This window comes from Microbacterium sp. AC026 (genome assembly GCF_979258475.1).
The window spans coordinates 62,709-74,780 of sequence record NZ_OZ409857.1 but is presented as its reverse complement, the minus strand read 5'-3'; the positions used below and the strand labels follow the sequence as shown (position 1 = coordinate 74,780).

General features: G+C 67.1%; 7 protein-coding genes and 2 pseudogenes. 2 read left to right on the top strand and 7 right to left on the bottom strand.

The features are described 5' to 3' along the window. Positions 1 to 46 precede the first annotated feature (46 nt). The gene (locus tag ACZZ93_RS00370; RefSeq protein WP_285363325.1) at positions 47 to 1,657 is read right to left on the bottom strand and encodes an ABC transporter substrate-binding protein; all 1,611 of its coding nucleotides are present in this window, start codon (positions 1,655 to 1,657) and stop codon (positions 47 to 49) included. A gap of 201 nt (positions 1,658 to 1,858) precedes the next feature. Between ACZZ93_RS00370 and valS the strand changes: the two are divergent. After that, positions 1,859 to 4,444: pseudogene (gene valS / locus ACZZ93_RS00365) on the top strand (valine--tRNA ligase); the annotation flags it as partial. A gap of 503 nt (positions 4,445 to 4,947) precedes the next feature. On the opposite strand, the gene ACZZ93_RS00360 reads toward valS, so the two are convergent. Continuing rightward, positions 4,948 to 5,571, bottom strand: coding sequence for an ArsR/SmtB family transcription factor (locus ACZZ93_RS00360; RefSeq protein WP_053096611.1), 624 nt, complete (start codon positions 5,569 to 5,571; stop codon positions 4,948 to 4,950). Positions 5,572 to 5,726: 155 nt separating this feature from the next. Here ACZZ93_RS00360 and ACZZ93_RS00355 point away from each other — a divergent pair, with 155 nt between their 5' ends. Then, on the top strand, positions 5,727 to 7,778 hold the full coding sequence (locus ACZZ93_RS00355; protein WP_463510251.1) for a M3 family metallopeptidase: 2,052 nt from the start codon (positions 5,727 to 5,729) through the stop codon (positions 7,776 to 7,778). Between the two features lie 22 nt (positions 7,779 to 7,800). Here the strand turns inward: ACZZ93_RS00355 and ACZZ93_RS00350 are convergent, their stop codons facing one another. The 5 genes and pseudogenes from ACZZ93_RS00350 to ACZZ93_RS00330 all read right to left on the bottom strand — a co-directional run bounded on the left by ACZZ93_RS00350 (position 7,801) and on the right by ACZZ93_RS00330 (position 12,066). Beyond that, on the bottom strand, positions 7,801 to 8,337 hold the full coding sequence (locus tag ACZZ93_RS00350) for an NUDIX hydrolase (RefSeq protein WP_320488706.1): 537 nt from the start codon (positions 8,335 to 8,337) through the stop codon (positions 7,801 to 7,803). Next, positions 8,334 to 9,479, bottom strand: a complete 1,146-nt coding sequence (clpX, locus tag ACZZ93_RS00345) for an ATP-dependent Clp protease ATP-binding subunit ClpX (protein ID WP_463510250.1) — start codon at positions 9,477 to 9,479, stop codon at positions 8,334 to 8,336. The genes ACZZ93_RS00350 and clpX overlap by 4 nt, the downstream gene beginning before the upstream one ends. 29 nt (positions 9,480 to 9,508) lie before the next feature. Next, positions 9,509 to 9,601 (bottom strand): annotated as a pseudogene (locus tag ACZZ93_RS00340) (ClpX C4-type zinc finger protein); the annotation flags it as partial. Between the two features lie 174 nt (positions 9,602 to 9,775). Next, positions 9,776 to 10,627, bottom strand: coding sequence for an aldehyde dehydrogenase family protein (locus ACZZ93_RS00335; RefSeq protein WP_053096636.1), 852 nt, complete (start codon positions 10,625 to 10,627; stop codon positions 9,776 to 9,778). After that, positions 10,624 to 12,066, bottom strand: coding sequence for an aldehyde dehydrogenase family protein (locus ACZZ93_RS00330; protein WP_053096638.1), 1,443 nt, complete (start codon positions 12,064 to 12,066; stop codon positions 10,624 to 10,626). The genes ACZZ93_RS00335 and ACZZ93_RS00330 overlap by 4 nt, the downstream gene beginning before the upstream one ends. Positions 12,067 to 12,072: the final 6 nt, after the last annotated feature.

Genomic DNA, 12,072 nt, shown 5'->3' with positions numbered 1-12,072 from the left:
AACGATACCGCAGCGATATGCCCAAGGGGGCTCGACGACTCAGCGGTCAGCCGACGCTCACGTCGTAGAACAGCGGACGTCCGTACAGGTCGTAGTCGAGACCGCTGACCCGCTCGCCGACGGCGGTGATCGCCGAGGGGCTGTAGAGCGGGACGATGGCCGTATACTCCGCATTCCACTCCTGCAGCTGCGTGTAGATGCTGTTGCGCTCGTCCTGGTCGCTGGAGGCGACGGCCTGGTCGAGCAGAGCGTCGATCTCCGGATCGGTGACCTGGGAGGCGTTCTGGAACCCCTCTGTGTGCAGGTGCGCACGGAGGAAGTCGGGATCGACGCCGGAGAATCCCCAGTCCGTCAGGTCGAAGGTCTTCGGACCGTACTGCTCGTTGTAGGCGCCGGGCTCCAGCACCTCGCGCACGACCTCGAACCCGATCCCCTTGAGATCCGACTGGATGGCGTTCGCCAGGGCGGCCCGGTCGTCCGGCACCGGGGTCCATGCGATCCACCGCGCCGACAGGCGCTTACCGTCCTTCATGCGGATGCCGTCGCTGTCGCGCTCCGTCCAGCCGGCCTCGTCGAGGAGAGCGTTCGCCGCTGCTGCATCGAAAGGCCAGCTGTCCTCGAGGGAGGCGTCGTACCCGGGAGTCGTCGAGCCGAGCACGCTCCATGCTCGTGGGAACTGCCCGAAGAAGATCTCCTCGACGGCGGCGTCGACGTCGATGCCCCGAGCGAATGCCTGGCGCACCTTCTCGTCGGCGAAGACACCGTACTTCTCGTTGAGGTACAGCGAGTACGGCAGGCCGGGGTACTCGACCGAGTCCACGGTGATGCCGTCGCCGAGATCTCCCGCGAGGTTCGGGGGGATGTTGCTCGCGAGGTCCGCCTCGCCGCTCTGCACGACGCCGGTGCGCACGGAGGCCTCCGGCTGGATCTCGACGCGCAGCGTCTCGACCTCCGCCGCATCCTCGCCGTGCGGTCCCCAGGCGTAGTCATCGTTCCGGGTGTACACCAGCTCCTGATCGGGCGTGTACTCGGTGAGCACGAACGGACCGGTGCCGACCGTGACATCGGGCCCTCCGGCCTTCAGCTGGTCGGCGGACTCCGCCAGCACGGCCGGTGAGTAGAACCCGAGCTGCGGCGTGCTGGCCGCCTGCAGGAACGGCGCGTACGGCTGGGTGAAGCTGACCGTGACGGTGTGCTCGTCGACGACCTCCGTACCCGCGTAGAAGTCTGCTCCGAGCATCGACGCCGCCTGCGCCGACTCCGTCTCGGGGTCGACGATGCGGTCGAAGTTCGCCTTGACCGCCTCGGCGTCGAAGACCTCGCCGTCGGTGAACGTCACGTCGTCACGGAGGACGAAGGTGTACTCCGTGCTGTCGTCCGAGACGGTCCACTCCTTCGCCAGCCAGGGGCTGAACGAGCCGTCGTCCTCCTGGAAGACCAGCGAGTCGAGCACTGCCCGCTGCACCATGCCGGAGACGTCGAGCTGGCTCACCTGCGGATCCATGTGCCCGGCAGAGAGGTTCGCGCCCTCGATCGACCAGACGAGCTCTCCGCCGTCGGACTCGGAGGACGGCGCGGCGCAGGAGCTGAGCAGGAGGGCGCTCACGGCGACGGTGGCACCGAGCGGGATCGCGCGGCGCAGGAAGGTGATGGGCATGCTGTTCCTCGGGAGGGAAGGCGAAGGGACGCGGACGCGTCGTTTGTTGGACTGGATCCAATTCTAGAGCGTCCTCTTCACCCCCGGCGCTGCGCGGCAGGACCGGAACTCTGCACTGCCGCGGGCGATTAGACTGTGGGACACAATCCACACTCAGGCACGCTCACACAGTGCCGCATACATCGCTCGAGGAGAACCTTCATGTCCGCTATTCCCGACAAGCCCGCACTCGAAGGTCTCGAAGCGAAGTGGGGTGAGACCTGGTCCGAGCGGGGCACGTACCTGTTCGACCGCATCCGCGCCGCGGAGTCCGGCCGCGAGGGCGTCTACTCGATCGACACTCCCCCGCCGACCGCATCCGGAAGCCTGCACATCGGGCACGTCTTCTCTTACACGCACACCGATGTCAAGGCGCGCTTCGAGCGCATGCGCGGCAAGAACGTGTTCTACCCGATGGGGTGGGACGACAATGGACTGCCCACCGAGCGCCGCGTGCAGAACTACTACGGCGTGCGGTGCGACCCGACGCTCCCCTACCAGAGCGACTTCACCCCGCCGTTCGAAGGCGGCGACAACAAGTCCAGCCGCGCTGCCGACCAGGTGCCCATCAGCCGCCGCAACTTCATCGAGCTCTGCGAACGTCTGACGATCGAGGACGAGAAGCAGTTCGAGGCGCTGTTCCGCCAGCTCGGCCTCTCGGTCGACTGGACGCAGACCTACCGCACCATCTCCGACGACACGATCCGTCAGAGCCAGCTCGCATTCCTGCGCAACCTCGAGCGCGGCGAGGCCTATCAGTCGCTCGCTCCGACGCTGTGGGACATCGACTTCCGCTCGGCGATCGCCCAGGCCGAACTCGAGGATCGCGACCAGCAGGCCGCGTACCACACCATCGACTTCCCGTTCGCCGACGGATCCGGCTCGATCACGATCGAGACCACCCGCCCCGAGCTGCTTCCCGCGTGCATCGCGATCGTGACCCACCCCGAGGGCCCGCACAAGCACCTGATCGGCACGAAGGTGCGCACGCCCTTCTTCGGCGCCGAGATCGAGATCCACGGCCACCACCTCGCACAGCCCGACAAGGGCACCGGCGCCGCGATGGTATGCACCTTCGGCGATGTGACCGACATCATCTGGTGGCGCGAGCTGCGCACGGCGGCGGGCGACCACCTCCCGAACATGACCACGATCGGCCTCGACGGACGTTTCCTCCCGACGGCGCCGTCGATCGTCGCCGACGCCGACGCGATCGACTGGTACACCGCCGAGCTCGCGGGCAAGACGGTGTTCTCCGCGCGCAAGGCCATCGTCGAGAAGCTGCAGGAGACCGGAGACATGACGGCCGTCGGCAAGCCGTTCAACCACGCCGTGAAGTTCTTCGAGAAGGGTGACCGCCCTCTCGAGATCGTCTCGACCCGCCAGTGGTACATCCGCAACGGCGCACGCGACGCGAACCTGCGCGACGAGCTGCTCGAGCGCGGAACGCAGCTGGCGTGGCACCCGGACTTCATGCGGGTTCGCTACGAGAACTGGGTCGGAGGTCTGACCGGAGACTGGCTCGTGTCGCGTCAGCGCTTCTTCGGCGTGCCGATCCCGCTCTGGTACGGCCTCGACGAGAACGGCGAGCGCGACTACGACCGCGTGATCGCTCCCGATCACGCCAGTCTCCCCATCGACCCGACGACCGACGTGCCGGAGGGATACACCGAGGATCAGCGCGGCGTGGCCGGTGGTTTCGAGGCCGAGGCCGACATCCTCGACACCTGGGCCACCTCGTCGCTCACTCCGCAGCTCGCCGGTGGATGGCAGCGCGACGAGGAGCTGTGGCAGCTCACGGCACCGTTCGACCTGCGCCCGCAGGGACAGGACATCATCCGCACCTGGCTCTTCTCGACCATGTTGCGCTCGACCCTCGAAGACGGGCGCTCGCCGTGGCGCAACGCCGCGATCTCGGGCTTCATCGTCGACCCCGACCGCAAGAAGATGTCGAAGTCGAAGGGCAACGTCGTCACGCCGGCGGACATCCTCGAGACCTACGGATCGGATGCCGTGCGCTACTGGGCCGCCTCCAGCCGCCTGGGAATGGATGCCGCCTTCGACCCGCAGAACCCGACGCAGGTCAAGATCGGCCGCCGACTGTCGATCAAGGTGCTCAACGCGGCGAAGTTCGTGCTGTCGTTCCCGGTGCCCGAAGGCGCCCAGGTGACGCACGCCCTCGACGCCTCGATGCTGACAGGCCTCGACGCCGTGATCGCCGAGGCGACCAAGGCGTTCGAGAACTACGACCAGGCCAAGGCGCTGGAGGTCACCGAGGCGTTCTTCTGGACGTTCTGCGACGACTACCTCGAGCTCGTCAAGGAGCGCGCCTACAACCAGAACGACGTGGGCCAGGCCTCCGCGGCACTCGCACTGCGCCTGGCGCTGTCCACGCTGCTGCGCCTTCTCGCACCGATCCTCTCGTTCGCGACCGAAGAGGTGTGGTCGTGGTTCGAAGAAGGCTCGGTCCACACCGCCGCGTGGCCGGAACCTCTCGGCATCGCCGGTGACACGGCGGTGCTGTCGGCCGCGAGTGAGGCACTGATCGGCATCCGCCGCGCCAAGACCGAGGCGAAGGCATCGCAGAAGACTCCGGTATCTCGTGCCGCGATCGCGGCGCCCGCCGCCAAGCTCGACGCACTCCGCGCCGCAGCCGAAGATCTCAAAGCCGTCGGCCGCATCGCCGACCTCGAGTTCACCGAGGCCGACGAGTTCGCGGTCACCGCGATCGAGCTCGCTCCGGTCGAGGGGCATGATGCAGCTGGGTACGCGGTGGGCCACCGGCTCGGAGCCGCCGGCATCCGTTCCCGCCGCGCTCCGGCCGGCGATCGCCGAGGTCGAATCCCGCGGCCTCACCGGACACTGGACGCTCACATGGCTCGAGGGCCGCGCGATCGCCGAGCTCGATGCGGGCTGGGAGGTCGTGCAGACCGGGGCCGGCGACGTGATCGCCCGCCCGTTCGAGGACTGACGAACTCTGATCAGAAAGCCCCTGTCCGGAACTCCAGACAGGGGGCTTCGCTGCGTGTGGCGATGTCATCGACGCGGCAGGCCGAGCTGCGCGAGCATGTGGTCGACGGCGTGGGGATCCTGGCGTCTGGTCTGCTGCTCGCGCAGGAGATCCAGCGCGAGCGTCCGCTTCTCGGCCCGACGTTCGATGCGACGTTCCACGAAGGCCGTGAGCAGCCCGGCGAGGCCGAGCAGCCTGCGCTCAGTGCGCGTCGGGGCGACGAGTCGGATGGTCGCGCTGGTCATGATTCCTCCGTCTTCGAGTCGGCGGCATCCGCGAGCACAGCACCGGAGGCCGGCAGGTCGAAGAGCTCGGTGCGCAGCGACACCCGGCGCACATCCGGCCCGGTCTGGCCGCGGAATCGCTCGACCGCGCTGTCGACCACCGCCATGAGCTCATCCTTGAGACCCGCCATCTGCGAGGGGGTCATCTCGAGCAGAGTCGTGGCGATCAACCCGGTGTCCTTCCAGCCCTCGGGCACGTCCGTGTCCGGCCGATTCACGTAGGACATCAGGGTCTCGTGGCGAAGTCGGAAGAACTCGGACGAGACGATCTGCGCCGCGGCTCGATTCGCCGGTGACATGCTCTGACTGGGACCGGGGATGTCGATGCGTCCTTCGGGAAGCTCCCACCAGCGCTCTCGCGCCGTGCCGCGGCCCTCGACCTCGTGGATGAGGTCATGTGCCGAGAGCGTTCGCAGGTGATAGCTGGTCGACCCGGACGTCTCACCCAGCATCGAGGCGAGCGAACTCGCCGTCTGTGGCCCGTGAGTGCTGAGCAGGTCGAAGATCCTCACACGCAGCGGGTGAGCGAGGGCTTTGAGCGCCCCCGCGTCGAGGCGTCGCAACTGCAGTTCGTCTTCCATACCGTCGACCGTACTCTTGCAAAGACTTCTTTGCAAGCTATTCTTTGCAAATTAACCTTTGCACGTGTCTGCGTCACACGGCCAGAGCCCGTGTCGTCACGGACGCCGCCGCCGGGAAGCGAGTCCCTGTAGCGGGTGATGGCTAGGCTCAGAGGATGACCGACGTCGCGAATCCCCTGCTTCAGCCGTCCACGCTCCCCTACGGTCTTCCCGACTTCGCTGCCATCAGGCCCGGGCACTACCTGCCGGCATTCCAGGCCGCGTTCGACGAGCACCTCCGAGAGATCGCCCGGATCACGATGGTGCGCTCGATGCCCACCTTCGAGAACACGATCGAGGCGCTGGAGCGCTCAGGAGAGCTGCTCGACCGCGTCGCGCACGCGTTCTACACCGTGACCTCGGCCGATGCGACGCCGGAGATCCAGGAGATCGACGAACAGCTCGCTCCTCTCATGGCGGCCCATCAGGATGCCATCACTCTCGACGCTGCGTTGTACTGGCGCGTCCAGCAGGTGCACTCGCACCTCGACGATCTCGAGCTCGATGATGAGCAGCGGTACCTCGTCGAACGGCACCACCGCGAGATGACCCACGCGGGCGCGGCCCTCGGCGACGAGGCGAAGAGCAGACTCACCGCCCTGAACCAGCAGCTGTCGACGCTGAACAACACCTTCGAGCGCAACCTCCTCAACGACACGAACGACCTCGCGGTGGTGTTCGACTCGCCCGAGGAGCTCGCGGGCCTCAGCAGCGGTGAGCTCTCCGCAGCGGCTCGCTCGGCGGCGGATCGCGGCCTCGACGGACGCTTCGTCATCTCCCTCCCGCTGTTCACCGGGCATCCGTACCTGGCGCAGCTCCGCGATCGCGAGTCGCGTCGCCGCATCCTGGCGGCCTCGCAGTCGCGCGCGTCGCGTAACAACGGGAACGACAATCGTCCCGTGCTCGCCGAGATCGTGCGCCTCCGCGCCGAGCGCGCGGCACTGCTCGGCTATGCCTCGCACGCCGCGTACGTGACGGCAGACGAGACGGCCGGCACGCCGGACGCGGTCGAGCGGATGCTGCGCGATCTCGCGGCGCCATCTGCACGCAACGCACGAGCCGAGAAGGAAGCCCTGCAGGCGATCGTCGACGAGACCGAGGCGACGCCCTTCGCGGTCGAGGCGCACGACTGGGCTTTCTACACGGAGAAGGTGCGGACCGCCCGATACGCGATCGACACGAGCGCGCTCCGTCCGTGGTTCGAGGCCGAGCGGGTCCTGAAGGACGGCGTGTTCTTCGCTGCGACGAAGCTCTACGGGGTGACGTTCGCAGAGCGCCGGGACCTCCGGGCCTACCACCCGGGTGCGCGTGTGTTCGAGGTGAGGGACGCGGACGGGAGCGCGGTCGGACTGTACGTGCTCGATCTCTATACCCGCGACTCGAAGCGCGGTGGCGCCTGGATGAATCCGATCGTGAGCCAGTCGCGCCTGCGCGGGACGCTGCCCGTGGTGGTCAACAACCTCAACGTGGCGCTCCCCGGAGAGGGAGAGCCCACGCTGCTCACCCTCGACGAGGTCACGACGCTCTTCCACGAGTTCGGCCACGCTCTGCATGGCCTTTTCGCCGTCGTCACCTACCCGCACTTCGCCGGAACGAACGTCTTCCGCGACTTCGTGGAGTTCCCGAGTCAGGTGAACGAGATGTGGATCCTGTGGCCCGAGGTCCTCGACAACTATGCCCGGCATCATGAGACGGGAGAGCCGCTCGACCCCGCGATCGTCGAACGACTGCGCGCGACGGAGACGTTCAACCAGGGCCACGACACGAGCGAATACCTCGCAGCCGCCTGGCTTGACCAGGCATGGCATCGCGTGAGCACGCAGACGGAGATCCTCGACGTGGCCGACTTCGAGGCCGCCGCCCTCGCCGACATCGGACTCGACGATCCTGCCGTGCCGACCCGCTACTCGTCGACCTATTTCGCACACGTCTTCTCGGGCGGATACAGCGCCGGCTACTACTCCTACATCTGGAGTGAGGTTCTCGACGCGGACACCGTCGAGTGGTTCCGCGAGAACGGCGGACTCACCCGCGAGAACGGCGACCGGTTCCGCTCCCGTCTCCTCGGCGTCGGAGGGTCCAAGGATCCGCTCGACGCCTACCGCGATTTCCGCGGGCGCGATGCAGAGATCGCACCGCTCCTGAAGCGGCGCGGACTCGAGGCGTGATCAGGTCGCACGCCACGTGACCTCAGCGGTCGAGCAGCTCCATCGCCTTGTACCAGGTGAGCTGGTGGTAGCTCTGCGCGAGGTGATCGCCGAGGCCGTCGAGAGACACGACGTGCACGGCGATCGCCTCGCTCTCATCGAGCGACTGCTCGGTGACTCGCACGCAGCCCCGCGCGAGGAAGTGATGCACCCGGTTGGTGTGGCTGCCGAAGTTGGCCCAGGTGGGACCGAGGTCGATCATCTCGTCGGGCTCGTACCCGGTCTCCTCGCGCAGCTCGCGGATCGCGGCCACTTCCGGTGACTCGCCGGCCTCCACACCGCCACCGATCGTCCCGACCGCGACGATTCCTGCACCATGGCGATACTCGTCGACGACGATCGCGTGGCCATCCCGATCGACGGCGAGCACCGAGATCCAGTCGCCGTATTCGAGCACGTAGTACGGAGCGATCGAGTGTCCTCGCTCGTCGACGCAGTCATCCGCGCGCACGCGGATCCAGCGGTCTGCATGCACCAGCTTGCTGTCGACCACCCGCCAGGGCGAGGGAGCGGAACTCACGCGCTCTTGCGCTTGCGCTCCATCACGATCGTCGGCGGAGCGCCCTCGTCGACGGCCGCCTGGGTGACGATGACCTTGGCGACGTCTTCGGCCGAGGGGATCTCGAACATGATCGGACCGAGCACGTCTTCGAGGATGGCCCGCAGTCCGCGAGCGCCGGTCTTGCGCTCGACGGCGAGGTCGGCGATCGAACGGAGCGCGCCCTCTTCGAATTCGAGCTGAACGCCGTCGAGTTCGAACATGCGCTGGTACTGCTTGACGAGTGCGTTGCGCGGACCCGTGAGGATGTCGATGAGCGCATCCTGGTCGAGCGGAGACACCGATGTCACGACCGGAAGACGACCGATGAACTCGGGGATCAGACCGAACTTGTGCAGGTCCTCCGGAAGCACCTCGCTGAACAGGTCGAGGTCCTTGCCCTTGTCGTGCAGCGGAGCACCGAAGCCGATTCCGTGCTTGCCGACGCGTGCCGACACGATGTCCTCGAGGCCCGCGAACGCGCCCGCGACGATGAACAGCACGTTGGACGTGTCGATCTGGAGGAACTCTTGGTGCGGGTGCTTGCGCCCACCCTGCGGGGGCACCGATGCGACCGTTCCCTCGATGATCTTCAGCAGGGCCTGCTGGACGCCCTCACCTGAGACATCGCGGGTGATCGAGGGGTTCTCCGCCTTGCGGGCGATCTTGTCGACCTCGTCGATGTAGATGATGCCCTGCTCTGCGCGCTTGACGTCGTAGTCCGCCGCCTGGATGAGCTTGAGCAGGATGTTCTCGACATCCTCGCCGACGTAGCCGGCCTCGGTGAGCGCCGTGGCGTCCGCGACAGCGAACGGCACGTTGAGCTTCTTCGCGAGGGTCTGGGCGAGGTAGGTCTTGCCGCATCCGGTCGGCCCGATGAGCAGGATGTTGCTCTTCGCGATCTCGACGCTCTCGGCCTTCTGCTCGGCCGTCTGGAGGGTGCCGTGCGCGCGGATCCGCTTGTAGTGGTTGTACACCGCGACGGCCAGTGCCTTCTTGGCTGGCTCCTGTCCGACGACGTACTCCTCGAGGAAGAGAAGATCTCGCGCGGCTTGGGGAGTTCGAAGTCCGCCGTGCCGTCGGCGGAGGACTCGGCCATCCGCTCCTCGATGATCTCGTTGCACAGCTCGACGCACTCGTCGCAGATGTACACACCGGGTCCTGCGATGAGCTGCTGAACCTGCTTCTGGCTCTTTCCGCAGAATGAGCACTTGAACAGGTCAGCGCTTTCGCCGATACGGGCCATGCGCGTCCTCCTAGGGGGATCCTGAGATCGTCTACTGAGCCTAACCGCTGCATCCGACACCGGGACGCATTGGCGCGGCGTCGTACATCTCGAGTCCGTATCGCCCGCCCACACATCTACACGACGAAGCCCGCCTCCTCGGTGCGGGGAGACGGGCCTCGTGATGCTCGAACGTCAGACGAGGCTCTTGGTGTGCCAGACGGTCTTGACCTCGGTGAAGGCGCCGATGCGCTCCGGAGACGCGGTGACCGCGCCGGGAGTCAGCACGCGCTTGAGCGTCTCGGCGGCGGCGATCTGCATGTCGATCCACTCGAGATCGCCGGCACCGGCCAGATCGAGCGCATTGACGTCCTGGTGCGAGGCGAGCCAGGGCGCCATCTCGGCGGGAGACCCGGTGAGCACGTTGACGACGCCCCCGGGCACATCGCTCGTGGCGAGCACCTCAGCGAGGCTGATGGCCGACAGCGGGAACCGCTCGCTCGCGATCACGACGACCGTGTTGCCTGCGACGAGCGCAGGAGCCACGACCGAGACAAGACCGAGCAGCGCGGAGTCCTGCGGTGCGACGATCGCGACCACGCCGGTCGGCTCCGGCACCGAGATGTTGAAGTACGGACCCGAGACCGGGTTCGCGTTGCCCGCGACCTGCGCGTACTTGTCGCACCAGCCGGCGTACCAGACCCAGAGGTCGATCGCCTCGTCGACCTGCGCGGCGGCGGCGGACGTGGAGACGCCCTCCTGCGCGGCGATCTCGTCGATGAACTGCGCGCGGCGACCCTCGAGGACCTCGGCGACCCGGTACAGCACCTGCCCGCGGTTGTATGCGGTGGCGCCTGACCACCCCTTCACGGCGGCACGTGCGGCCACGACGGCATCCCGTGCGTCCTTGCGCGAGCCCTGGGCGGCGTTCGCGAGGAATGCCCCCTTCGCCGACAGCACCTCGTAGGTGCGGCCGGACTCGCTGCGCGGGAAGGCGCCGCCGATCGCCAGCTTGTAAGTCTTCGGAACGGTCAATCGCTTGCTCATGCGGAGGCCCCCTTCAGGTATGCGGTGAGACCCTGACGTCCGCCTTCACGGCCGTATCCGGACTCCTTGTAGCCGCCGAACGGACTCGACGGGTCGAATCGGTTGAACGTGTTCGCCCAGATGACACCGGCACGCAGACGGTCGGCGACCGCGAGGATGCGCGAGCCCTTGTCCGACCAGATGCCGGCGGAGAGGCCGTACGGCGTGTTGTTCGCCTTGGCGATCGCCTCGGCCGGCGTACGGAACGTCAGCACCGACAGGACGGGCCCGAAGACCTCGTCGCGGGCGATGCGATGCGACGCCTCGACACCGGTGAAGATCGTCGGAGCGAACCAGAACCCCTTGTCGGGGATCGCGCAGTCCGCGGTCCAGCGCTCTGCGCCCTCGGCCTCGCCGATGTCGCTCAGCTCACGGATGCGGGCGAGCTGTGCCGCCGAGTTGATCGCGCCGATGTCGGTGTTCTTGTCGAGCGGGTCGCCGAGGCGCAGCGTCGACAGGCGGCTCTTCAGGCGATCGATGACCTCGTCATGGATCGACTCCTGCACGAGCAGTCGGCTTCCGGCGCAGCACACATGCCCCTGATTGAAGAAGATGCCGTTCACGATGCCCTCGACGGCCTGGTCGATCGGCGCATCATCGAACACGATGTTGGCGGCCTTGCCGCCGAGCTCGAGCGTGACCTTCTTGTCGGTCCCCGCGACGGCCCGTGCGATGTCGCGGCCGACACCGGTCGAACCCGTGAAGGCGACCTTGTCGACGTCGGGGTGACGCACGAGCGTGGCCCCCGTGGAACCGGCACCCGTGATGATGTTGACGACACCGGCCGGCAGATCCGCCTGCTGCAGGATCTCTGCGAAGATCAGCGCCGTCAGCGGCGTGGTCTCCGCAGGCTTGAGCACCACGGTGTTGCCTGCCGCCAGAGCAGGAGCGAGCTTCCACGCGAGCATCAGCAGCGGGAAGTTCCAGGGGATGATCTGCCCGGCCACGCCGAGCGCACGCGGGTTGGCGCCGAGTCCGGCGTAGTCGAGCTTGTCAGCCCACCCCGCGTAGTAGAAGAACCAGGAGGCGACGAGAGGCACGTCGACATCGCGGCTCTCCTTGATCGGCTTCCCGTTGTCGAGGCTCTCGGCGACCGCGAGCTCGCGAGCACGCTCCTGCACGAGACGTGCGATGCGGAAGAGGTACTTGCCGCGATCGCGGCCGCTCATCTTCGACCAGGTCTTCTCGTAGGCGCGACGCGCGGCGGCGACCGCCCGGTCGACGTCCGCGTCGCTCGCCGAGGCGATCTCGGCGATGTGGCTCTCGTCAGCCGGCGAGATCGTCGCGAAGCTCGAGCCCGATCCGTCGACGAACTCGCCGTCGATGAACAGTCCGTAGCTGTCCTTGAGGTTGAGTACTGCCTTCGACTCCGGTGCCGGAGCGTATTCCAGGAATGACATATGCGG

Bases quoted from the DNA above. Each gene is read 5' to 3' on its own strand.
- ACZZ93_RS00330 (WP_053096638.1), bottom strand. From the start codon at position 12,066: ATGTCATTCCTGGAATACGCTCCGGCACCGGAGTCGAAGGCAGTACTC.
- ACZZ93_RS00335 (WP_053096636.1), bottom strand. From the start codon at position 10,627: ATGAGCAAGCGATTGACCGTTCCGAAGACTTACAAGCTGGCGATCGGC.
- ACZZ93_RS00370 (WP_285363325.1), bottom strand. From the start codon at position 1,657: ATGCCCATCACCTTCCTGCGCCGCGCGATCCCGCTCGGTGCCACCGTC.
- ACZZ93_RS00355 (WP_463510251.1), top strand. From the start codon at position 5,727: ATGACCGACGTCGCGAATCCCCTGCTTCAGCCGTCCACGCTCCCCTAC.
- ACZZ93_RS00360 (WP_053096611.1), bottom strand. From the start codon at position 5,571: ATGGAAGACGAACTGCAGTTGCGACGCCTCGACGCGGGGGCGCTCAAA.